Annotated in this window: 23 protein-coding genes, 1 rRNA gene, 2 pseudogenes and 1 riboswitch; of the genes and pseudogenes, 15 read left to right on the top strand and 11 right to left on the bottom strand. The window is 40.9% G+C overall.

Translation table 11 applies throughout. The features are described from left to right. Window positions 1-19 precede the first annotated feature (19 nt). The 4 genes and pseudogenes from J7E67_RS00895 (at window position 20) to J7E67_RS32010 (ending at window position 2,107) form a co-directional block, all read left to right on the top strand. Window positions 20-628 carry a transposase gene (locus tag J7E67_RS00895; protein ID WP_214717255.1) on the top strand — a complete coding sequence of 203 codons (609 nt, stop codon included), beginning with the start codon at window positions 20-22 and terminating at the stop codon, window positions 626-628. 20 nt (window positions 629-648) lie between these two features. Next, window positions 649-974 (top strand): annotated as a pseudogene (locus J7E67_RS32000) (magnesium chelatase domain-containing protein); the annotation flags it as partial. Between the two features lie 210 nt (window positions 975-1,184). Beyond that, window positions 1,185-1,775 carry an ATP-binding protein gene (locus J7E67_RS32005; RefSeq protein ID WP_308161326.1) on the top strand — a complete coding sequence of 197 codons (591 nt, stop codon included), beginning with the start codon at window positions 1,185-1,187 and terminating at the stop codon, window positions 1,773-1,775. 68 nt (window positions 1,776-1,843) lie between these two features. Then, window positions 1,844-2,107, top strand: coding sequence for a magnesium chelatase subunit ChlI family protein (locus J7E67_RS32010; RefSeq protein WP_308161324.1), 264 nt, complete (start codon window positions 1,844-1,846; stop codon window positions 2,105-2,107). A 108-nt stretch (window positions 2,108-2,215) separates the two neighbouring features. On the opposite strand, the gene J7E67_RS00905 is transcribed toward J7E67_RS32010, so the two are convergent. The 3 genes and pseudogenes from J7E67_RS00905 to J7E67_RS00910 all read right to left on the bottom strand — a co-directional run bounded on the left by J7E67_RS00905 (window position 2,216) and on the right by J7E67_RS00910 (window position 4,480). Then, the gene (locus J7E67_RS00905; RefSeq protein WP_214730680.1) at window positions 2,216-2,776 is read right to left on the bottom strand and encodes a glycerol-3-phosphate acyltransferase; all 561 of its coding nucleotides are present in this window, start codon (window positions 2,774-2,776) and stop codon (window positions 2,216-2,218) included. 84 nt (window positions 2,777-2,860) lie between these two features. After that, a pseudogene (locus J7E67_RS30980) lies at window positions 2,861-2,959 on the bottom strand (zinc transporter ZupT); the annotation flags it as partial. 138 nt (window positions 2,960-3,097) lie between these two features. Then, window positions 3,098-4,480: a S1C family serine protease gene (locus tag J7E67_RS00910; RefSeq protein WP_251026483.1), complete on the bottom strand. Its 1,383-nt coding sequence runs from the start codon at window positions 4,478-4,480 to the stop codon at window positions 3,098-3,100. 235 nt (window positions 4,481-4,715) lie between these two features. Here J7E67_RS00910 and wecB point away from each other — a divergent pair, with 235 nt between their 5' ends. Together wecB and gloA2 are read left to right on the top strand one after the other, a co-directional pair. After that, complete coding sequence (wecB, locus tag J7E67_RS00915) at window positions 4,716-5,858, top strand: non-hydrolyzing UDP-N-acetylglucosamine 2-epimerase (protein ID WP_214730682.1); 1,143 nt, start codon at window positions 4,716-4,718, stop codon at window positions 5,856-5,858. Between the two features lie 159 nt (window positions 5,859-6,017). Continuing rightward, window positions 6,018-6,404 (top strand): SMU1112c/YaeR family gloxylase I-like metalloprotein, encoded by a 387-nt coding sequence (gene gloA2 / locus J7E67_RS00920; protein WP_168245785.1) that lies wholly within the window; start codon window positions 6,018-6,020, stop codon window positions 6,402-6,404. Window positions 6,405-6,585: 181 nt separating this feature from the next. Here the strand turns inward: gloA2 and J7E67_RS00925 are convergent, their stop codons facing one another. Next, a complete protein-coding gene (locus J7E67_RS00925) occupies window positions 6,586-7,158 on the bottom strand; it encodes a hypothetical protein (RefSeq protein ID WP_214730684.1) in 573 nt (190 codons plus the stop codon). A 441-nt stretch (window positions 7,159-7,599) separates the two neighbouring features. On the opposite strand from J7E67_RS00925, the gene J7E67_RS00930 reads away from it, so the two are divergent. Together J7E67_RS00930 and J7E67_RS00935 are read left to right on the top strand one after the other, a co-directional pair. Further along, window positions 7,600-8,256 carry a 5-bromo-4-chloroindolyl phosphate hydrolysis family protein gene (locus J7E67_RS00930; RefSeq protein ID WP_214730686.1) on the top strand — a complete coding sequence of 219 codons (657 nt, stop codon included), beginning with the start codon at window positions 7,600-7,602 and terminating at the stop codon, window positions 8,254-8,256. Next, window positions 8,253-9,431, top strand: coding sequence for a toxic anion resistance protein (locus J7E67_RS00935; RefSeq protein WP_214730719.1), 1,179 nt, complete (start codon window positions 8,253-8,255; stop codon window positions 9,429-9,431). The genes J7E67_RS00930 and J7E67_RS00935 overlap by 4 nt, the downstream gene beginning before the upstream one ends. A gap of 172 nt (window positions 9,432-9,603) precedes the next feature. Here the strand turns inward: J7E67_RS00935 and J7E67_RS00940 are convergent, their stop codons facing one another. Beyond that, entirely contained in the window at window positions 9,604-10,350 is a 747-nt protein-coding gene (locus J7E67_RS00940) for a M15 family metallopeptidase (RefSeq protein ID WP_214730688.1), read from the bottom strand. 261 nt (window positions 10,351-10,611) lie between these two features. Next, a riboswitch (cyclic di-GMP riboswitch) is annotated at window positions 10,612-10,696 on the top strand. Between the two features lie 49 nt (window positions 10,697-10,745). Between J7E67_RS00940 and J7E67_RS00945 the strand changes: the two genes are divergently transcribed. From J7E67_RS00945 to J7E67_RS00955, 3 genes are all read left to right on the top strand, one after another. Beyond that, window positions 10,746-10,910, top strand: coding sequence for a hypothetical protein (locus J7E67_RS00945; protein WP_214717248.1), 165 nt, complete (start codon window positions 10,746-10,748; stop codon window positions 10,908-10,910). A gap of 141 nt (window positions 10,911-11,051) precedes the next feature. Beyond that, the gene (locus tag J7E67_RS00950) at window positions 11,052-11,483 is read left to right on the top strand and encodes an SRPBCC family protein (protein WP_214717247.1); all 432 of its coding nucleotides are present in this window, start codon (window positions 11,052-11,054) and stop codon (window positions 11,481-11,483) included. A 274-nt stretch (window positions 11,484-11,757) separates the two neighbouring features. After that, complete coding sequence (locus J7E67_RS00955; protein ID WP_179195957.1) at window positions 11,758-11,898, top strand: hypothetical protein; 141 nt, start codon at window positions 11,758-11,760, stop codon at window positions 11,896-11,898. Between the two features lie 268 nt (window positions 11,899-12,166). Here the strand turns inward: J7E67_RS00955 and J7E67_RS00960 are convergent, their stop codons facing one another. Genes J7E67_RS00960 through J7E67_RS00975 form a run of 4 tightly spaced genes read right to left on the bottom strand, consistent with a single transcriptional unit; the run spans window position 12,167 to window position 16,266 of the window. Continuing rightward, complete coding sequence (locus J7E67_RS00960) at window positions 12,167-13,054, bottom strand: glycosyltransferase family 2 protein (protein ID WP_214730690.1); 888 nt, start codon at window positions 13,052-13,054, stop codon at window positions 12,167-12,169. Then, window positions 13,041-13,994: an NAD-dependent epimerase/dehydratase family protein gene (locus tag J7E67_RS00965; protein WP_214717245.1), complete on the bottom strand. Its 954-nt coding sequence runs from the start codon at window positions 13,992-13,994 to the stop codon at window positions 13,041-13,043. The genes J7E67_RS00960 and J7E67_RS00965 overlap by 14 nt, the downstream gene beginning before the upstream one ends. Then, complete coding sequence (locus J7E67_RS00970) at window positions 13,991-14,968, bottom strand: NAD-dependent epimerase/dehydratase family protein (RefSeq protein WP_214730692.1); 978 nt, start codon at window positions 14,966-14,968, stop codon at window positions 13,991-13,993. The genes J7E67_RS00965 and J7E67_RS00970 overlap by 4 nt, the downstream gene beginning before the upstream one ends. Then, window positions 14,965-16,266, bottom strand: a complete 1,302-nt coding sequence (locus J7E67_RS00975; RefSeq protein WP_214730694.1) for a nucleotide sugar dehydrogenase — start codon at window positions 16,264-16,266, stop codon at window positions 14,965-14,967. The genes J7E67_RS00970 and J7E67_RS00975 overlap by 4 nt, the downstream gene beginning before the upstream one ends. Window positions 16,267-16,432: 166 nt before the next feature. On the opposite strand from J7E67_RS00975, the gene J7E67_RS00980 reads away from it, so the two are divergent. Next, window positions 16,433-17,158 carry a glycosyltransferase family 2 protein gene (locus tag J7E67_RS00980; RefSeq protein WP_214717242.1) on the top strand — a complete coding sequence of 242 codons (726 nt, stop codon included), beginning with the start codon at window positions 16,433-16,435 and terminating at the stop codon, window positions 17,156-17,158. 43 nt (window positions 17,159-17,201) lie between these two features. Here J7E67_RS00980 and J7E67_RS00985 read toward each other — a convergent pair whose 3' ends face one another. Further along, window positions 17,202-17,453, bottom strand: coding sequence for a hypothetical protein (locus tag J7E67_RS00985; RefSeq protein WP_214717241.1), 252 nt, complete (start codon window positions 17,451-17,453; stop codon window positions 17,202-17,204). Window positions 17,454-17,649: 196 nt separating this feature from the next. On the opposite strand from J7E67_RS00985, the gene J7E67_RS00990 reads away from it, so the two are divergent. Continuing rightward, on the top strand, window positions 17,650-19,383 hold the full coding sequence (locus J7E67_RS00990; RefSeq protein WP_214717240.1) for a glycosyltransferase: 1,734 nt from the start codon (window positions 17,650-17,652) through the stop codon (window positions 19,381-19,383). 72 nt (window positions 19,384-19,455) lie between these two features. Next, window positions 19,456-20,181, top strand: coding sequence for a YheC/YheD family protein (locus J7E67_RS00995; RefSeq protein WP_214730696.1), 726 nt, complete (start codon window positions 19,456-19,458; stop codon window positions 20,179-20,181). A 53-nt stretch (window positions 20,182-20,234) separates the two neighbouring features. Here the strand turns inward: J7E67_RS00995 and J7E67_RS01000 are convergent, their stop codons facing one another. Further along, window positions 20,235-20,852, bottom strand: a complete 618-nt coding sequence (locus J7E67_RS01000; RefSeq protein WP_214717238.1) for a LysE family translocator — start codon at window positions 20,850-20,852, stop codon at window positions 20,235-20,237. Window positions 20,853-21,272: 420 nt separating this feature from the next. On the opposite strand from J7E67_RS01000, the gene J7E67_RS01005 reads away from it, so the two are divergent. Further along, window positions 21,273-21,417, top strand: a 16S ribosomal RNA gene (locus tag J7E67_RS01005); the annotation flags it as partial.

Raw genomic sequence — 21,417 nt, forward strand, 5'->3', positions numbered from 1 at the left:
TAAATAAGGAGTGATTGCAATGGTTCGCAGAGACCGGCCTTGGTTTGAAGGCGCAAAGTATCATGTTACTACAAGAGGAATTAGGAAAAGTTCGCTATTTTTCGAAGATGAAGATTTTGATAAGTACCTAGCTTTAGTTCAAGAAACAAGAGAACGTTACCCATTCATCCTTCACACCTACTGCTTGATGACAAATCATACCCACTTACAGCTCGAAACGCTAAAAACCCCTTTGAGTATTATCATGAAAAATCTCAACACCAAATTTGCAAAGTATTTTAATAGAAAGTACGATTTCTCCGGTCATGTATTCGATAAGCGCTATGGTGCCGAGCTCCTCAATTCTCCCGAATATGAGATAGACGTGAGTAAATATATTCACTTAAATCCCCACTCAGCAGGAATGGTGGCAAAACCTGAGGATTACCCTTGGAGCAGCTGCCGAGCCTATGTTTTTGGAGAAAGTATCCCTCTGATTGCCCCAAAAACACTACTTTCATATTTTCCCACCCCACCAATACAACACTATGAAAATTATTTAAAGGCATTACCAACCGACAAGTTCTTTTGGGAAGATGGAAAAATTCACATGATTAAGAGGGAGGAAGAGACATGTGGGCTAAAGTAACGAGTGTCGGCTTAAAAGGGATGGAAGGATATCAGGTGCATGTCGAGGTTGGCTCTTATGTAGGGAACGATTCGTTTAAAATTGTTGGATTGCCAGATGCGGCTGTAAAAGAATCAAAGGAGCGAATCATTGCTGCGCTTCGAACCTTAGGTTATCACCTGTCAGGTCAGAAAATAATTATTAATCTATTACCAGCGGATCAAAAAAGTACGGTTCTATGTTTGATTTTCCGATGGCGATTGCTGTACTGCAAAGTTTGCATGAACTGGAGGTAATCGTCCCCGAGGATACTGGTTTTCTGGGATCATTATCGTTGGATGGATCGATTCAGCCTGTCGAAGGAATGCTGCCTGCTGTACTTGCGGCAAAGAGGCTGGGGATTCAAAAGCTTTATATGCCTTTTGATGAGGAATTGCCGGTATTAGATCTTAAGCCATTGGAAATCATCTATGTTTCTAGTTTACAGGATGCGATTGGACATCTTTCAGGTCAATGGATTCCTCCTTTTAAAAAAAAGCAGGATGATGAGAGGTTCACCAACACTGTTTATTTGGATATGCAGCAGATTATTGGTCATACAGGAGCGAAACATGCTTTAGAGGTAGCTGCGGCTGGAGAACACCATGTCTTGCTGACGGGACCACCAGGTTGTGGGAAAAGTATGTTAGCTGAAAGTTTCCCGTCCATTTTACCAGCATTAACAAAAGAGTCGCTACTCGAAGTAATCAGTTTGTATCAATTGAGTCAAAATTCCTTTTCTCATTCCAATATGCCTCCCTATCGAAATCCGCACCACTCAGCTTCAGGTGTTTCTATAATCGGGGGCGGACAATACCCAAAGCCAGGCGAAATATCGTTAGCACATCATGGTGTTTTGTTTCTCGATGAAATTGGCGAGTTCTCGAAAAAAACATTAGATATGCTGCGGCAGCCATTAGAAAATGGGTTGATCATGATTAGCCGCACCCATGCGACCATTACCTATCCGGCGTCGTTTATTTTGATAGCGGCAATGAATCCATGCCCATGTGGCTATGAGGGGTCAAATTCACATTATTGCACCTGTTCGAAGAAGCAGAGATTCTCGCCTATCAAAATAGGCTTTCAGGTCCGCTCAGGGATCGGTTTGATATTAATCTCTCCTTAGGACCCATTAATTTTAATGCAGCTGCTATTGAAACGGCAGGAGAGTCCTCAAAAATTGTCCGGGGGAGAGTGGAGGAAGCTAGGAACAGGCAATATGATCGTTATGGAATGGAGGTTTGCAATAGCAGAGTCCCTTACGAAATGCTATTAAGGGCGAGCCTATTGACAGACACACAGCAATCTACATTGCAACGACTTGCAATAAAGAAGAGTTGGAGCAACCGCACACAAATCAAAATCATCCGTCTCGCCCGCACCATCTCTGACCTGCAAGCAAGCCCCACCATAACAGATCAAAGTATTTGGGAAGCTGTTCAGTTAAATGAAGTGTGAACGGAGGTCAGTTGGTGTCATCAGTTGAATTCATCAGTTGGTGTCAGGCACCATCCGTGGACAAAATCGCTAAAATGTCCGTGTGGGGTGGACTGTGGACATCTGATGTTATTTTTTCAGTCTCACCTTGATATTGTCCCAATGGACCAGGAAAATGAATACTAAGATACACAATACAATTGCACAACTTATCCAATCATGGTCGATGATTAATAGAAAAGGAGGAATGAATAGGAATGCACCTAATCCTGAAAAAGTGAAGCTCTTTGTAAAAGAATAGAGTACTAGAAATGCTAAGATAATTACGGAAACAAGCAGCGGTTCGAACATAATTATTCCGCCAATAAAAGTTGAGATCCCTTTTCCTCCCTTAAAGTTCAGGGTAATTGGTTTCAGATGGCCTAAAATGGCCATGCCTAAACCAACAAGTTGAACGGGGTCAGAAAATCCAAAATAGCGAGCCAGCAGTATGACGAGGCCACCTTTTAGAGCATCCCCTAGAAATATCAATACAAAGGTCGTTTTTCCATGAAGGCGACCTGCGTTCCTCGCTCCTACATTTCCACTCCCATGAAGGCGAATATCCTTACGGTAGAGAGCTTTCGTAACCAGAAATCCAAACATGATACTCCCAATCAAATAGGATAAGACTAGAAAAAAGTAAATCATTTGGCTTCACCTCCTAATAGAATAGTTGGGTGTCAGGCACCATGTGAAAAATTCACATGGTGCCTGACACCCATCAGCATACCCTTATATAAATAATAACAGGCTTAGGGCCATAACGGCCATCCCGCCAATTAAGCTGTAAATGGATAAATGTGCTTCATCATACCTCATGGCTGCAGGCAATTATTCGTCCAGATAGATCATCACATCTGTGATTTCTCCCTTAATGAAATGGATTCTTATTTAAAGAAATGGGACGTAGTATCAACTACATCCCATTTTTCTATAGGTTTTATCGAGGTATATTGGTCAGGCACCACATTATTCCTCGTCTTTTTTCTGCTTTTTCTGAGCCTCTTGAAGGGCGAGGAGGATATCTTGAACGTCGATTTTTCCATCGTTATTTATGTCTGTTAGGGTATTTTCAGGTACAGTTGGCGACGGAGTTCCAGGCGTTGGGTTTGGAGCTGCCGACGCCGTAGTCACTGTTTGCTGTTTCGGTCTAAAGGCAAACGTGAACAACAGAAGAATAATAATGAGCAATCCGGCAACACCATCAACGATGTAGAAGATTGTCGCATAATCGGACCAGAGCGTCTTGCTGCTGCCCATCTTTTTCTCGGAGTTCGCGATATATTGTTTGATTTCGGAATGATTCGGATAAATCCGTTGGACTGCCTCGAATTTTTCTAACGCATGCTTATAGTAGCCGCCCCAGTAAAGGTTAAGTCCTTCTTGATAAAGCTTATCCGTATCACTCTTGGCATTTTTTGCGCCCGCTTGGTTGACAAATTCTTTAACGGTATTAACAGGAACGGCAAAATTAAAGCCTTGGACTTCTTGGCCGTTGACTGTGTCGCCTCTAAAGGTGAGCAAGCCAATAATTTCGCCTTTTGCATTGATGACTGGTCCACCGCTATTCCCATGAGTAGCAGCCGCGTTAATTTGGATGACCGGGCTTCCTTGTTCAGTCTTTTTGGAGGTTGCCGAAATTTGGCCAGCATTCATGGAAGAAACTAACGACGAATCTGGCGATAATAAATCAGAATCGGCCGCAGCAGGATAGCCGCTGACCCAAATATTATCTTGGTTCTGGATATTATCAGAATCTCCAAGCGGTAGAGTCGGCAGGTTTTTCCCTTCAATTTTTAGAACGGCGACATCTTTTCCTTCATTAATAGGAGCACCATAGCTTTTAACCTCGCCATCAAGTACATCCCCTCCTGGTAAAATTACTTTTAGAACCTTTTCGATACCAGTGTATTGTGTATACTGGACCATATACTTGTAGGCTGTTTCATAGTCTACCTTAAAATAGTCCGCGATAATCGTTACCAGTTGTTCAAACGCAGCATTGGCAATATCCTCGTCTTCCTGTTGAGTCGCTTCAACGACGTGAGCATTGGTGACGATATAGCCGTTAGAGCTAATAATGGCCCCTGAACCTGAGCCTCCCACTACGGATTGATTATTTAGCTGTTCCAATATGGCGATGACTTCAGGATCATTGGGATTATTAAATTGCCACTGGACAACAGCATAATCAATGATTCGAACGACTGCCGGCTTGGAGTATTCAGCGAGCTTTTGGGCTTGAGCGATTTTCCCGGCGGCTGGTTTGAGATTGATGAGGAAAATGGAAGCCACCATTACTGCGATGAGTAGCAAGCTGATAGGTATGGTAAAAAGGGCCCTTTTTTTCAAAATATAATTCACTCCTAGGTTGGATATTTTAAAAATTTACTCTGCAATATATTCGCCCTTGTGAAAAAAGTAATATTGTACATATAAATTTTTAGATAATTACAAGGCGTCATTGATAGTTGAGGAATTTTAATGACAGAACAGGGAGGATTGTTTTTTCATAAATGTATAATCTTTGGTATCATGTTTAGTGAATGTAAATGATATTGGACTGAAGATATAGTTGGAGGTCTCTATGGAGAATCAATTGAAGGTAATGACTGTGTTTGGAACGAGACCGGAAGCAATTAAAATGGCTCCCTTGGTAAAAGAATTAGAGAAATATCCTGATAAAATTAAACCGATTGTGACGGTGACAGCGCAGCACCGCGAGATGCTCGACCAAGTGTTGCATATTTTTGAAATTACGCCTGATTATGACTTAAATATAATGAAAGAACGGCAATCTCTTCTGGATGTTACGACGCGTAGCTTAGAGGGACTCAATCAAGTTCTTGCGGACGTCAAGCCAGATATTGTGCTGGTCCATGGTGATACGACAACAACATTTGTGGCAAGCTTGGCTGCGTTCTATCACTCGATTCCGATTGGTCATGTGGAGGCCGGACTCCGGACTCATAATAAATATTCCCCGTACCCAGAGGAAATGAACCGCCAGTTGACGAGTGTTTTGGCCGATCTCCATTTCTCGCCAACGGTCCAATCGAAGCAAAACCTTTTGGTGGAAAATAAGAGAGAAAAGGCTATTTATATCACTGGAAATACGGCCATCGATGCGCTAAAAACAACGGTGAGAGCGAATTATTCTCATCCGGTTTTAGACAAACTCGGGAATGACCGGTTAATTCTCATGACGGCCCATCGCAGGGAAAACACGGGAGAACCAATGGAAAATATGTTCCGTGCGATTTGCCGTGTGGTCGAAAAGCATGCCGATGTTCAGGTAGTTTATCCGGTCCATATGAATCCAGTGGTTCGTGAAATTGCCAATCGAGTACTGGGAGAAAACGAGAGAATTCATCTGATTGAGCCTTTAGATGTGATCGATTTCCATAACTTTGCCGCAAGGGCCTATCTGATTTTGACCGATTCAGGCGGTGTACAGGAAGAGGCACCATCTTTGGGTGTACCGGTGCTAGTTTTACGTGATACCACCGAGCGCCCAGAAGGAATTGAAGCGGGTACATTAAAACTGGCTGGAACCGATGAGAAAACCATCTTTCGACTTGCAGATGAGCTGTTGTCAGACCAAGCCGCACATGACCAAATGGCGCACGCCTCCAATCCTTACGGAGATGGGTTCGCCTCCGAACGAATCGTCAAAGCCATCCTTCACCACTTTAAAAATGGCGACCGCCCAACGGATTTTGGCGAATAGAGTGAGGGAAAAGATGTGGTGTCAGGCACCAGCCGTGGACACTTTTAGGGTTTTGTCCGTATAGGGCGGACAGTTAAGTTGATAATAGAACCTCTTGTCTATTTGAGCAGACAAGATTTATATGGTTTGAGTGATGATTTTTTAGGGGGATGTGGATAGATGAAGTTAAATAAGATCCATCATATTGCGGTGATTTGCTCGGATTATGAAAAATCAAAGGATTTTTATGTTCGAATCCTTGGGCTGACGCCTATTAATGAAGTTTATCGGGAGGAAAGAGATTCCTATAAGTTGGATTTGGAAGTGAATGGTCAATATCAGATTGAGTTGTTTTCTTTTCCGGAACCAACTGTCCGGCCAAGCTATCCTGAAGCAGCTGGTTTGAGACATCTAGCCTTTGAAGTAGATGATATCGAAGATGCGGTCCAATATTTGACAAGGTTTCAAGTGAATGTGGAGGTCGTGCGTGTGGACCCCGTAACAAACAAGAAATTCACCTTCTTCGCGGACCCGGATGGGCTGCCGCTTGAACTATATGAGAGGTAAATATTAGATGAAAGCAAGAAAGAATTTAATAATTATGTATTGGTTTACTTTTGTGGTGTAAAATTAAATATACAAAAAAGAGCAAGACCATCTTGTTATGGTCTTGCTCTTTTTGAACTGTCCATTCCATGCGTACAAAATGGTGCAAACTGTCCACGATCGGTGCCTGACACCAGACTTATCAGTATGTGCCCAAACTTGGATTTATACTTGGGATCCCATATTCGTTAGGAGACCATGAACCATAGCCGCCATATTTATTAAAACCAGGGTTTGGTTGGAATTGCTGTCCGTACATGTTTATATTAGGTCCTACTCCTGGGTAACCTGGCGTGCCAACACCAGGAAAGCCTAATCCTCCACCGACTCCTGGGCCATAAGGATTGTATCCCTGACCTGGTCCACCGCTGCCGTATCCCCCGAACCCACCGTATCCAGGGAAGCCGCCATACCCATATCCGCCTGGATTAGGTCCATTTCCTAGCACTGCTCCTCCTAAATAACCTAAGCCAAGCCCAAGCAAGCTAGATCCCAATGATCCAAGGTTAAAACCTGAATGCCCGCCACCATGGTGATGTTGCCCACCGTGCTGTTGTCCACCGTGATGTTGTTGTCCGCCGCCATGGTGATGTTGTCCACCATGATGTTGCCCGCCACCGTGATGCTGATGCTGTCCGCCATGATATTGTCTACTATAATTTAGCTGGTTCAATCCACTTTGATAATCTATAGGCATATTATAAGGATTATACATAATATTCTCCTCTCTCCTCACTATCATATCTATCCTATGCATCGTATTAATAGACTCTTGGGCAGAAGCCTAGATAATTGGGATTCCTCATAAAGGCATCGCACTTGAAAAGAATGGAAACCCAAAACACGTTGTCCACTGTGCGTGGACAAATGGTGCAAGTGTGCACGAGCGGTGCCTGACACCATAATGACACCATAACTGACACCATAACTGTCACCATAAAAGCACCAATAAATATGACACCATCTAAAAAATACGTCTCAAGACCTAGATTTCTTTCCGTTTGAGGTCTATGGCAGGCAGGAGTTTTTTCGTGTATTGTTGAAGTAGTAAATGGAAATAATTTTCTTTTTGGTTTATATTTTGAGGAAGTTGAAACATTCCATTGCATTCATTCGTAGGAATATAAAGATGTCTTAACTCAGGAGTCGATTTATTATGAACCCGATTTTGTCGTTTCTTCTTCGCTCATTTGTAGCCGTCCCGTTAACAGTGGTAACCTGGCTGGTCTGCTTTTTTCCTTTGGGTCAAGCGTTTTGGCCGTCAACGGGCATTGCTATTACCGGGGGGATTCTTACCCATTTAATCCTTTCCGTCGTTATGAATAGAAGCTTTTTAAAAAAGCATCAGATATCAAGAAAAGAATATCGATACATTCGGAAAAACCTAATGGAAGCCAAACAGAAAATCAATCGCTTAAATAAAAACCTTTTTACCATTCGTGATATTTCTTCCGTAAAACAAAGAATTGATCTTCTTCGAATTACAAAAAAAATACACAAGATGACAACCAAAGAGCCGAAGCGATTTTACCAGGCTGAGCAGTTTTATTTTTCACATTTAGATTCAATCGTTGAACTTACCGAGAAATATAGCTTTTTATCCGCCCAGCCGAAAAAGAACATGGATATGGGCCAATCTCTTATTGAAACTCGTCATACACTAAATGAACTAACAAAGGTATTGGAAGAGGATTTATATAAAGTGATTTCCGATGATATCGATCACTTAAATTTTGAAATTGACGTCGCAAAGCATACCCTTAATAAGCAAAAGGACGCTAAATTCCCGGAAGAAAATAGGTGGCTAAAATGAACGAAAACAACCCAATCCAACCCAATAAAGCTGGTAACTTATTAGATGATATCCTTGCCGACCCGTTTGGGGATAAACTAGAGCTTTCAAAAAATCCGGTCCAGCACACAAGTGAGGCTAGGCCTGTTAAATTAATTGATGTGATACCAGAAGAACATCGCGCAAAGGCGTATCAGATTGCTGAACAAATCGATCCAACAAACCATCAGTCGATGATTCAATATGGTACCCAAGCCCAAGGTAAGCTATTATCTTTCTCGCATACAATGCTAGAGCATGTGCAGAAACAAGATGTGGGTGAAATCGGGCAAATCATCAGTGATTTAATGAAGAGACTTGATGAAGTGAATCCGGATGATTTGAAGGATGGGAAACCATCCTTATTTGCTCGTATGTTTGGAAAAATTTCAGGTTCGATTCAAGAAGTGCTCTCAAAATATCAAAAAACAGGCGCCAAAATTGACCGAATCAGTGTGAAACTCGATCGCAGCAAAAATGTCCTGATGTCGGATATTAAATTGCTTGAACAGTTGTATGAGACGAATAAGGAATACTTCCATGCCCTTAATGTCTATATAGCCGCTGGGGAGATCAAGCTTGAAGAAATGCAGGAAAAGACAATTCCACAGCTGAAAAAAGCAGCCGAAGTAACCAATGACCAAATGAAATTTCAAGAAGTTAACGATATGATCCAGTTTGCGGATCGCTTAGATAAGCGTCTCCATGATTTAAAATTAAGCCGGGAAATTACCATTCAAAGTGCTCCGCAGATCCGCTTGATTCAAAACACGAACCAAGCCCTAGTGGAAAAAATCCAATCATCGATTATGACGGCGATTCCGTTATGGAAAAATCAGGTGGCGATTGCGTTGACGTTAATACGCCAGCGTCATGCAGTCGAGGCTCAGAAACAGGTTTCGAAAACAACCAATGAACTCCTTTTAAAAAATGCAGAAATGCTAAAAACCAATACAATCGAGACGGCGAAAGAAAATGAGCGCGGCATCGTTGATATTGAAACCTTAAAGAAAACTCAGGAAAGCCTAATCACGACACTTGAAGAAACCATGCGAATCCAAGAGGAAGGCCGCCATAAGCGCCGCCAAGCAGAACAGGAACTAGCTTCGATGGAAAACGACCTTCGACTGAAATTATTAGAGATAAAAGGGAAATAAACACAAAAAGGCCTTCACTGCAACTCCGGTTGTAGTGAGTGCCTTTTTGACTCTTACACATGCGCGAACCATTTCGGTGTCAGGCACCAGAAATCGAGGCACCGGAAACCAGCTAAACGGGCGCTCCGCTTTTTACGGTGCCTGACACCACATTAAAAAGCACCACATTCAATTAATTATTCACAACTGTGGCATTATAGTATTCTTCGAGGGTGATGCCGCGACTCATGATTTCTTTGGCGATTGCCTTGCCGACATAGCGAAGGTGCCAGGGTTCGTATTGGTAGCCGGTGATCGAGTCTTTACCTTTCGGATAGCGGATGATGAAGCCGTACTCCGCTGCGTGATCTTGGAGCCAGCTTGCCTCCTTTGTTCCTTCAAAGCAGTCTTCGGCCGCACATGTTCCATCTCCGCCGGTCACATCAATAGCCAGGCCAGTTTCATGCTCGCTCGTTCCTGGAACCGCACTATAAGTTCTAGCCGCTTCGTATCCATCTTGATCAACATAGTAATTAAATAATGCTGTTTGAGAAGCATAGGACCTGTAGGCAGAAACACCTAACAGATGCACACCCTGTTTTTTTGCGCCGGCGAATAATTTTTCGATCGCGGCACCTGCCTCAGCCCTCATTTGCCGCTTTTCTGCTTTCTGTGCGAACGTAAATGGGATGTCAGGGTAAATTAAATCACTTGGCTGATAATTATCGGGCAGTTTATTGTCCTTATTAACAAGTACAGGGATCACCTTTGGGGAGGAACCAACTTGGACGTTAGCAACATTTTGCTGACCTCCTGCATCAGTTGAGGAATTGTTGTCCAATTTTCCATCGTCTTGCATAAAATGAAATTTTCCTGTGCAGCCGGTCAATGAGATTGCAAACACCATAAGAGTCAAAAAGACGAAACGTATTTTTAACATAGTTAACTTCCTTTTTTTAAAATTCACTTCAGTAAACATCATGGACAGGATTAGAGACTTTAAAACGTCATTTTAAATTCTGTCCAATATGATTTCAAAACGGCTGTGAATCTAAGGATGTTTCATCGATAGGTTTGGTAGAATCAATTGGCAGCCATCCCAGGTATAACGACAGAAGGAAGTTAACTATTAAGTGAGTGTAGGTACAAAGACACTTTTATTTTATAATTCAGTTGCATATATTTTTAATAACACATAAATCGTACGAAACGGCAAAGCCATTGAAAAATGGTGACGCAAAACTAAAGGGGCTAAGGTTTAACGACGATGCTTGCCAGTTACCGAACACGATAACTCCGTCGATTTATGTAAATGACTATTGAGGAGGATTTTTTGTGTTGAAAATGTTCTTAAAGGGAAAATATTATTATCATTTAATCCAGCACAGACACAACGCGCTGTTACAGCAAGATTGCCTGGATGAAGAATTAAAGGCCAAGTTTATGATTAGAGCAAGCTATCATAATAGTAAAGTTGTCGAGTTTGGTTTAAAAATCTAAGCGAAATCATATTTTAAAAAAATGCCTGTATCTGTGTAGTTGGTACAGGCTTTTATGTTTTTATAGTCTAAAAGGTATAAAATAAAACAATAGGACAACCATTACATATATTAACCATAGTAAAAGAGGGATGATTTCGAAATGTACAATCTGACAAAATTTAAAATAATAAAACCAGCTAATGAAGTATTTGAGGCCTTCGTAGACCCTTCGAAAATCAAGAATTTCTGGTTCTCATCAAGTTCGAGATGGGAGCAGGGCCAAACAGTCACATTAAGATATGAAGAATACGATGCACAAGTCGATATTGAAGTCATCGAAGTCGAGGTAAATAAGAAAATCGTGTTCCGGTGGGGGACAGATGGAGAAGGGAATTGTGTAACAATTTCTCTGGAAGAATTGGATCAATCAAGTACCATTATTGAAGTGATCGAAGAAGGTTTTAGCGAAGATGATGATGAGTTAGTCGCTCAGTTGATTGATAATAAAGAAGGCTGGGTATATATGTTGACCTGTTTAAAGGGGTATTTGGAGTTTGGGATTCATAATTTAAGGGCAGCAATCGTTAAATAACATTGCAATCGATAAGAAAGTTAAAGAGCTTGGGACTTCCTCTAAGCTCTGTTTTGTGTTTTGGAATCTCCTCCATTTATCTCCTGTAATGTAATATTATTTACACTTTTATTTTAGATCGTGTGCAAAACAGTCGAGTGATTGAAATCACAGGAAATAAGTGGATTAGTGAATAATTTGTGAATTACTGAGCAATGTTGTATTAGCACGTTGCCAATGTTAAATAATTTTGAAAATAAATGGCTAATATATAGGATAAAAAGGAGGTATTTTTTTGAAAAATGAAGAAGAAAAAACTAGTGAAGGATTAAATCAAATTTTTGAGATCATTAATGCAAAAGGGGATACGGGTGAGCTAAAAGAAATTGTCGATCGTTATGACAGTGCAAATCCAGATGAAAACTCGAACAGTTAAATACAAAAGGCCTAGAGATTAGTCTAGGCCTTTTGTAATGAGAAATGTGGATAAAATTCATATAAAATGTGGATATATATAAGTGGATTGTGGGCAAATCTGTTGGTTTTGTGGATAATACTGTGGAATATGTGGATAAATCCCCTGATTTGTAATTCCTTTATGAAAAAGAAAAAGTTATTCACATAATCTGTGTATAAATGGTTGGAATCTGTTGATATCTTCTTATATGGTGTGGATATAGAGGTAATTAATGTTGATAACCTTGTTAATATCCTCTCCTCAATCGGTTAGTCTTTTTGCGTTTTAGTTCAGATACTGCAATCCAGCCATCTTCCACCGTGTTAAAGATAGGTTCATATTCATCGCCCCACCGCAGTAAGGCATCGCGTACTGTCCACTCGGTGATCTTTCTGTATATTTCCATCTGATTGGTTTGATTTTTGCTATGACGACGATGGTTTAACAACAGCTCATCTACCCAATGGAAGTGATATTCTTCAATGAGACGAAAAAGAACCCTTATGTCTTCCGCATAACGGCCTTCATAGGGGTCATCAACCGGCCATCCGCCTATGCTCTTTAAGGCAGACGTTCGGTAAAACCGCGGCCAGACGGAACGGTTGGCAAGCAGAAAATCATAACGGTCCTGAAAGGAACGCCCTTTTTTTACTTTCGTTTTCCCCGGAACGCCACGGTGACGCTGCCTCTTTTCTTGCCTTTTCAAAATCTGTTTATTGAAACTCCTTATTAAATGAGCATCAACGATCGTATCTTCAAAAACAAGATTAATATTGCCGCTTATAACGGCTGTGGTGTCAGGCACCGTCAATGTCTCCTTCATTAAAACTTCTAATGTATAAGGGAAAAACCAGTCATCGGCATCGAGTTGGATGACAAACGGTGTTTCGACTAGTTTAAGACCGGTATTTAGGCTTTTCGACTGGCCTTGATTGACCAAATGACTCACCATTTTAACCCGAGGATCCTTAAGGTAATCTACAATCATTTCCGCTGTATGATCAGTAGATGCATCATCAATTAAAATAAGCTGCCAGTCTTGATAGGTTTGAGCAAATACGCTAGCCAATGCTTCCCTAATATAGGCCCCTGGATTATAAAAGGGGATCAGGACGGTCACTTCACTTTTGTTCATCTGGATCCCCTGCTTTACTGGACGCTTCTTTTTCATAAAACAGCCTTGTCTCCTTTAGGCCGCTAAGCAAATCATAGCGAGGCTTCCACCCCAACAGTTGCAGTGCTTTTGCATTATTCAACTGACTGTAAAGGATGTCACCATTACGAGCAGGAAGATAAATGGGGACACCCAAAGGAATTTCACCCAGCGAGGAAATGACTCCAAACAGTTGATTAATGCTCGTTTTTTGATTCAGTCCGATGTTGATGATTTCATTGTCTCCTTTGCCAAGCGCAAGGAGATTAGCTGCAGCAACATCTTTCACAAAAACAAAATCTCGTGTTTGTTCCCCGTCCCCGTAAATCATCAATTGTTCGCCCGCTAGTGCCTTCTGTAGAAAAATAGCCACGACACCGCCTTCTCCTTTTGGCGTCTGACGAGGACCGTATACATTGGCATAACGGAGGATGGTATAGGGAAGCGAATAAAATTGTGAATAGAGTTGAATGTATTTTTCCGGCGTATGCTTGGAGATTCCATAATAGGAGATGGGTTCCGTCAGCGAAGTCTCATTAATACTGCGGTCGTCCGTTTCGCCATAGGCTGCACAGGAAGAAGCATAGACTATTTTTCGGACATTAAATTTCCGACAGCATTCCAACAAACGAATCGTACCAAGTATATTCGTTTGCGCATCAAAAACTGGATCCTGAATCGATTTGGCAACATCCACCTGAGCAGCTTGGTGAATCACATACTCTGGTTTTTCTTTTGAAAAAATCCCCTCTAATTGCGGTGAGCATATATTTGCGACATAAAAGGTTGCCCTATTATTAACAAACTCTTTATTCCCCGTACTTAAATTATCAACCACAATCACTTCATGCCCCTCAGCGATCAGCAAATCAACAATATGGGAGCCAATAAATCCTGCTCCGCCCGTTACTAAGACTCTCATGCTTGACCCTTCTCCAATTCTGCTTGGTACCAAGCAATGGTTTTCCTTAAGCCTTCATCAATATCAATCGAAGGATAGAAATTCAACAGCTGGTTAGACTTTGTCAGATCTGGAATTCGATTAGGTGTGTCTTCATAGCCTTCACCATAGGCACTTTCATAGGGAATATGGACAATCGGCGAAGACGAATGGGTGAGTGTTTTGATTTTCTCAGCTAAGTCGTTTATGGATAGAACTTGATCCTTGCCAATATTGAATACTTCATTATTAAATTGATGATCGATGCAACTCAAGGTGCCTGACACCATATCATCAATATAGGTAAAACACCTGGTTTGGCTGCCGTCTCCATAGACGGTGATCGGTTCGCCTTTCAAGGCGGCGGTAATAAACTTAGGGATGACTCCTCCATATTGAGTTGCTGTCGCGCGTGGACCGTAAGCATTGAAATAACGGACGACTGTTACCGGGAGTCCCTGCATACCATAGGCAAAGCAGAGATGTTCATCGAGGGCTTTGGCTGTCGCATAGCACCAGCGATGGGTGGTGGTAGGACCCAATACCCTGCTTGAATGTTCAGCGAAAGGCAGTTGATCATTTTTGCCATAGACCTCGGAGGTGGATGAAAAAATCACCTTGATCTTTCTTGGGAAGGCGAGTTCGAGGACGTTCCGGGTTCCATCTATGTTTCCTTCGATGACCATTAATGGATTTTCGACTGTATTTTTAACGCCCAGCACCGCAGCTAGATGAAATACCATATCGCATTGGTTGATTAGGCTTTCAAGCAATGGTCGATTAAGCACGGAACCTTTCACAAAGGTATGATTCGGATGATGGATCACTTCGTTTAAAAAAGCTTGTTTCCCTGTTGATAAATCATCCAAGGTAATTACCGTATGGTTCAACTCAATCAGCCGTTTAACAATATGCGAACCTACAAACCCTGCCCCGCCTGTGACTAATATCTTCATTGAAAACCTCCTCCCATTCGAATGAACTTGGCGTTACCAGACAATCCTTCCGTCATATTTCTTGTATCATAAACAAGCTTAGCATGGTCGGCTATTTTTTGAAGGGGAACATCTGAGTGATCCGTCAATAACAGCACACAGTCTGCTTTGCTTAATTGTTCCTCTGTTAATTCGACACTCTGCATTTTCATGCCGTTCACTGTGATTTCAGGGATATACGGGTCATGGTAATCGACGCGGAACCTCTCGCCCGCCAACCTTTCAATGATAGGGAAGATCGAAGATTCCCTGGCATCATTAATATCTTTTTTATAGGCGGCGCCGTAAATGAGGATGTCTGCATTTTTTTCAGGAAAGAGCCTCATAATTTGGTCAACAATATAGTCGATGATATTTTGATTTAATTGATGGGATAGTTCAATAAATTGGCTATTTGTCCCGTTTTGCTGTGCAAACCACTGTAAATAGAGCGGATCAACGGGGATGCAATGTCCCCCAATCCCTGGTCCAGGATAAAAGGCTGTAAACCCATATGGCTTTGTATTGGCAGCATCAATCACTTCCCAAACATCTAGGTGCAATTTATCACAAAGAATGGCCATTTCATTGATAAAGGAAATATTGATAAAACGAAACGTATTTTCAAGCAGCTTCGTTAGTTCAGCTGCTTCGGGCGAAGAAACCTCCACCACCTGTTGGTAAATTTGACTATACAATTGATAGATTTGCTCTTTACAACGTGACGAGATGCCGCTGATGACCTTTGGAACCGCTTCGACCGTAAAGTGCTTGTTTCCAGGGTCAATTCGTTCCGGTGAATAAGCAAGGAAAAAGTCTACTCCTGTTTTTAATCCGCTTTTTTCTAGGATGGGCAGAAGTTCATTTCTTGTTGTCCCTGGGTAGGTGGAGCTTTCGAGGATTACCAATTGTCCTTGCTTTAATTGTGGAACAAGTGAATTTCCCACTTCAGTCAAATAGCTTAGGTCGGGGGTATGGGAGGACGTTAAAGGTGTGGGTACACAAATAATAATCACATCAACCCTATTGGCAGATTGGTAGTTCGCATCGGCAGTAAATTTCCCTGACGTGGTTGCCTGCTTGATTTCTTCATTACTAATATCCGGTATATATGAAGTATGCTGTTTTAAACTATTCACTCTTCGCAGGTCGACATCAATTCCAATGACATCGAATCCCTTCTTGGCAAATAAAAGGGCAAGCGATAAACCAACATATCCTAGTCCAATTACCCCGATTTTTTTAAAAGAGGAATTAGCCGGTATCGTTATTTCTGACATGTTTTCCGTCCCTCACTCATAATCATTTTTTAAGTTTCATTCACTTATCCTATGCGGATGAGTATTAGGACGGTATAGGCGAATATACAGATATAAAAAAATAGACTCTCTTTTTTTAAAAAAGTAAGTCCTAGGTGAGAGTTTGTGGCTTAGGGAGGAGGAGGGAATGGTTTTGATATCCATCATTGCTTGTACCAATCGAGAGAAGTTTGTCAGCAACATTATTGCTAATTTTCAAAAACAAACCTTACACGAGAAGGAACTTATTTTAGTTCTTAATTCGGCTAAAATGAATTTCAAGCAAATTAAGCGGGAATTGGACGGGGCTAAATTAAACAGTCAGTTATTGCAATTTCCAGACGAGATGAGTTTAGGGGAGTGTTTAAATAAGGGAGCTGAGCGGGCTGATTTTGAATATATTGGGAAAATGGACGATGATGACTATTACGGGAACAGCTATCTGTCAGAAGCGTTTGAAGCGCTCATGCAAACGAAGGCAGAGCTAGTTGGGAAAAGCAGCTTCTATATTTATTTCAAGAAGAAACAAGAGCTGCGTTTATATAATCCAGATCATGAAAATAGCTGGATCATTAATAATGGTCAAAATCTTTATAAGACCTCCCATTTTTTGAGTGGAGCGACACTGATTTTTAAAAAAGATCTTTTGGAAAAAGTAACATTCCCACACGTGAATCAAGGAGAGGACAGTGGATTTCAGCGACGATGCTTTGAGAACCACGTCAAAATGTATTCTTTATCAAAAGACCATTATGTATATGTACGCTCTGGACTACCGCATCATCATACCTCCGATGCAACGGACCGGATGTTAAGAGGACGTAGCAAATTGGTCACCCGCACGGCTTCGATTGAGACATTTCTCAATACTTGATAAAAAAGAAGGCAGGATTTCCTGCCTTCCAATCATTTATATATTAACCTGGCAGCACGACTGAGAAGCTTTCAATGTCTTCGCACCGGATCACTGTTAATGTACTTCCAAGCGGTGGAGAGACCGAACCTGGCACAATGATTCTGACGCAGCAACGTCTAGTAACACGTTGCAGTACTCCCGTAATGACATCTCCAGCCTTTGTATTAATCGTCACAGTTTGACCGCGAAATCTCCTTAGAATGCGGCACAAACAATCATCAAAGCAGTTGTCCCTATCTTCACGACACCCCATTATTTCACTCCCTTTCAAAAAATCCTCAAACTAATATATTCCGTGGGACTAGTTTGGATAGGGCTAGTACCTGTGCTTTTCCATTATTTTAAAACTTGTTTACCTGATTCTTAAAAAAATGAACAAATACCTTAACACCTTATAAAAAACGGGAATAGGATGGTATATGACAAGCAGATGTAAATGGAGTGGTGAAATGCGTAAATTGAAAATACTGTATTCAACGAACGATACGAGTAAAAAGGCCATCCGCTATGGGGAGTTCTTTAAACAGGAAGTAATGAAGCGGCATGATGTTGAGGTACTTTGTATAGAAGAAGAAACAAATATAAAAGATGTAATCAATAAACTGAACTTCACTCCTGATTTTATCTTTTTTGATGACGTGATATGGAATAAGCCTTTGCACGGACTAAAATATGTCAATATCCCTAAAGGTATTTTGTTTTGGGATATTTATAGAGACCACGAGAAGGTTCGACGTTTTGTCTATGAAAACGATATCGATTTAATATTTTCCTTTTATAGAGATGCATTTAACACTTATTTTCCTGAATTACACTATAAATTTCGCTGGCTTCCGAATCATGTAAATATAGGGGAGTTTAAAGATTATCAATTGGACAAAGAAATAGACTTTTTACTTATGGGAGATGTAAATGAAGATGTGTATCCGCTAAGGAATAAGATTGCAAAGGAGATGAAGGGATACCCGGGCTTTGTTCATCATCAGCACCCGGGATATCAAAATTTCGAAAAGGAAGAAGAGTCCAAGAAGTTAGTTGGAAAATACTTTGCCATGGAAATTAACAAGGCAAAAATGTTTTTTACGGATTATTCCCAATTTAAGTTTCCGATAGCCAAATATTTTGAGGTCCCTGCCTGTAAAACACTATTGCTTGCAAGTGGCTCGAAAGAACTGGAGGATTTAGGTTTTATCGATGGTGAAACATTTGTTGAAATTAATGAGGATAATTTCCTTGAAAAGGCCCAGTATTATTTAGAGCACGAGGATGAAAGAATGGCCATTACAGAACGCGGCTATCGAATGGTAAGGGAAAAACATACTACTAGCAAGAGGGCTAAGCAGTTTATTTCTTATATTAATAAATATTTGCAGGAAATTGACTGGAAAAATAAGAAAAACAAGATTAGTTTGAGAACTCAAATGCTTACAAGCGGTGAAGTAATGGATAAAGTTTTATTTGCGTTAAAAAATAAAATTCCTTATGCGGTTATATCCGTCGGAGCAACTGAAACGTATGTCATGGCACAATATCATATTTTATCTGAACAGGAATTCATGAATCATCCAGAAGCCAAAGTCGCTCGTGATAAAGTTAAACGGGGTCATGACCACCGAGGAATCCTTTTCCCAAACACAGAGGCAAGAGACCTGGCTATAGATGCCGTAAAGGTTTGTGATATTGTTGGCTATAATACGATTTTTTGGGAAAATGATGTGGGTGAATTTACAGAACAAGTCTTTGATACGTACGATATCTGGAGGAAATATTGTTTTGAAGCTTACATTCGAAGAGTAATTATGATATCGCAAAAGGAAAAGTTCGAGAAAATGTTAAAAGGAAGAAAAATATTAATTGTTTGCGGGTATGCAGATGAAGTGAAGGATACACTTAATGCAAATTTAAAAGAAAAGCTAAATTTTGAAGTAGTAGGAACAGTAAAAGTTAATCAATTTGAAGATATACCAAGAGCGAAGGGGGAAATCGCTGCTTATGATTTTGATCTAGCTTTATTGGCGGCAGGAACCAACGCGATCATATTAGCAGGTTTCATTAAAGAGAAGCTTGGAAAGGTAGCATTTGATATAGGAAATGGAATGGAGAATCTAGCCAGAGGATATCTTTTTGATGAATATGATTTTCTAGAGAGATACGTAGGTCTTGATAGGCTGATGGAAATGTAGATGATAGAAGGAGGTTGATCCTTATGATTAGGGTCAACCTTTTTCAACAGAAGTATGAAAGGGGGAAAGACTGTGACATTTTCTTACGGCAAATGGACAAAATATCAAATGATGAAGGAAGAAGAAAACCTAGTCCAGTACTTACCTGAAACTATGGTTTTTTCTGTCGATAGTTTTTGGGCGCAGTTAGGAAAATTCGGAACGGTTGTGATGAAACCAAGCGAGGGCTCGCAAGGGTATGGTGTGGTTCAAGTTTCTATGCTTGAAGAGGGACACTATGAGATTCATTATCATAGCCGGAAAAGGGTGGTTAATCGGAGCAAACTAGAAGAGTTCTTAGCGAGAGAGAAGTATACGAGAAAACTCTATATTGTTCAAGAAAAGATTCCGTTAGCTTGCGTAGGTAAATGTCCATTTGATGTCCGTGTCATGGTCCAGCGCAAACAGGGAGCAGAGGAATGGCATGTTACAGGAAAGGCAGTTAAAGTGGCGGATGAGGGTTACTTCATTACCAATATCGCGAAAGAAATCCTTACGCTAAATCAAGCATTGGAGCGTTCGGACATAGAGAATATCAACCTTGAGGCAATCAATACAGAAATCGACTACTTATCAATAGGGACGGCGGCGAAATTAGGAACCTATTATCAAAACTCACGAATGATCGGCTTAGACATCGGAATTACCGGCAAGGGGCAACTCTATATCATCGAAGCCAACCTCAAACCAAGCATCGGCATCTTCAAAAAATTCCTCGATAAACAAATGCTTCGTAATATCAGGGATTTCCGCAAATAGGAAAAGCGATATCTAATAAATACACTTTTCCTATCTAAATACATAACTTTTCATTATTTTTGATTCTGAAAAACCAACTGAAGACCTAAGCCAATATAGATAGAACCAACAACCTTCCCTTGCCAGCGCGCAAGTCGGCTGTTCTTATTTGCGAAAAGTCTTTCACCAATGGTGCTTGTTAGGAAGGCAAGCAGGGTGGTGTACAATATGCTCATTAACACAAACGTGAGTCCAAGAATCAGTAGTTGAATGACAACAGGGGTCCCGTTGTTATGAACGAACTGTGGTAAGAAGGCTAAGAAAAAAAGAGCCGTTTTGGGATTAAGCAATTCTATTAACAAGGCCTGGCGAAACGATGTGGCTGTGTTGTTCTTTTTCGGAGCCGGCTGTTCTTGTTTTTTTGCTTTTTCAAGTAGTGACTTAATCCCTAAAAAGATTAAATAAGCGGCACCAAGATATTTCACAATTTCAAAGGCGAGAGCCGAGGTCATTAGAATGGCTGAAAGTCCGAGCACGGCCGCAATCGTATGGATTAAATCACCGACTGCAATCCCGATTCCGGTGATGATGCCAGTTTTCCTCCCGCCTTGAGCGGTTTGAGAAATGGTAAGTAAGACAGCTGGACCTGGAATGAGAAACAATACAATAACAACTATAATAAATGAAAGCAATTTTCCGCGCCCCTTTCTATAAAAAATGTATAACTAATTTTATCATAATATTAAAAAAATTAACCAACGCTTAAGACCGGAAAGATGAATAACTTTAAGTGGGGAAAAGTTTTAGTTGTTTTATTTTGTTGTAGGTGTTAAGATATAAAAGTTGTCAGCAAGATGATGAATAATTTATAAAACTTATTGACAACGTGATTGGGTAATGATAAGATATTAAAGTTGTCTTCGAAACCATTAATCTTTTCTTAAAAAATAGTAAAATAGTTGTTGACAACACATACGAGAAAATGGTATGATGTAAAAGTTGTACTAATGAATTGTTCTTTGAAAACTAAACAAACAAAATCGTGCAAACAAACAAAATTTTTAGTTTCAATTACGAAACTAAGCCAACGTAACAAAATGAGCTAATCAACTTTCTTGGAGAGTTTGATCCTGGCTCAGGACGAACGCTGGCGGCGTGCCTAATACATGCAAGTCGAGCGAATCAATAGGAGCTTGCTCCTGTTGGTTAGCGGCGGACGGGTGAGTAACACGTGGGCAACCTGCCTGTAAGACTGGG

The sequence above is a fragment of the Bacillus sp. ISL-46 genome (genome assembly GCF_018613205.1).

Coding starts and splice junctions, on each gene's coding strand:
- wecB (WP_214730682.1), top strand. CDS start 4,716: ATGGAGAATCAATTGAAGGTAATGACTGTGTTTGGAACGAGACCGGAA.
- J7E67_RS00970 (WP_214730692.1), bottom strand. CDS start 14,968: ATGAAGATATTAGTCACAGGCGGGGCAGGGTTTGTAGGTTCGCATATT.
- gloA2 (WP_168245785.1), top strand. CDS start 6,018: ATGAAGTTAAATAAGATCCATCATATTGCGGTGATTTGCTCGGATTAT.
- J7E67_RS00975 (WP_214730694.1), bottom strand. CDS start 16,266: ATGTCAGAAATAACGATACCGGCTAATTCCTCTTTTAAAAAAATCGGG.
- J7E67_RS00905 (WP_214730680.1), bottom strand. CDS start 2,776: ATGATTTACTTTTTTCTAGTCTTATCCTATTTGATTGGGAGTATCATG.
- J7E67_RS00960 (WP_214730690.1), bottom strand. CDS start 13,054: ATGAACAAAAGTGAAGTGACCGTCCTGATCCCCTTTTATAATCCAGGG.
- J7E67_RS00990 (WP_214717240.1), top strand. CDS start 17,650: ATGCGTAAATTGAAAATACTGTATTCAACGAACGATACGAGTAAAAAG.
- J7E67_RS00935 (WP_214730719.1), top strand. CDS start 8,253: ATGAACGAAAACAACCCAATCCAACCCAATAAAGCTGGTAACTTATTA.
- J7E67_RS00895 (WP_214717255.1), top strand. CDS start 20: ATGGTTCGCAGAGACCGGCCTTGGTTTGAAGGCGCAAAGTATCATGTT.
- J7E67_RS00940 (WP_214730688.1), bottom strand. CDS start 10,350: ATGTTAAAAATACGTTTCGTCTTTTTGACTCTTATGGTGTTTGCAATC.
- J7E67_RS00985 (WP_214717241.1), bottom strand. CDS start 17,453: ATGGGGTGTCGTGAAGATAGGGACAACTGCTTTGATGATTGTTTGTGC.
- J7E67_RS00980 (WP_214717242.1), top strand. CDS start 16,433: ATGGTTTTGATATCCATCATTGCTTGTACCAATCGAGAGAAGTTTGTC.
- J7E67_RS00950 (WP_214717247.1), top strand. CDS start 11,052: ATGTACAATCTGACAAAATTTAAAATAATAAAACCAGCTAATGAAGTA.
- J7E67_RS00965 (WP_214717245.1), bottom strand. CDS start 13,994: ATGAGAGTCTTAGTAACGGGCGGAGCAGGATTTATTGGCTCCCATATT.
- J7E67_RS00930 (WP_214730686.1), top strand. CDS start 7,600: ATGAACCCGATTTTGTCGTTTCTTCTTCGCTCATTTGTAGCCGTCCCG.
- J7E67_RS00925 (WP_214730684.1), bottom strand. CDS start 7,158: ATGTATAATCCTTATAATATGCCTATAGATTATCAAAGTGGATTGAAC.
- J7E67_RS32005 (WP_308161326.1), top strand. CDS start 1,185: ATGCAGCAGATTATTGGTCATACAGGAGCGAAACATGCTTTAGAGGTA.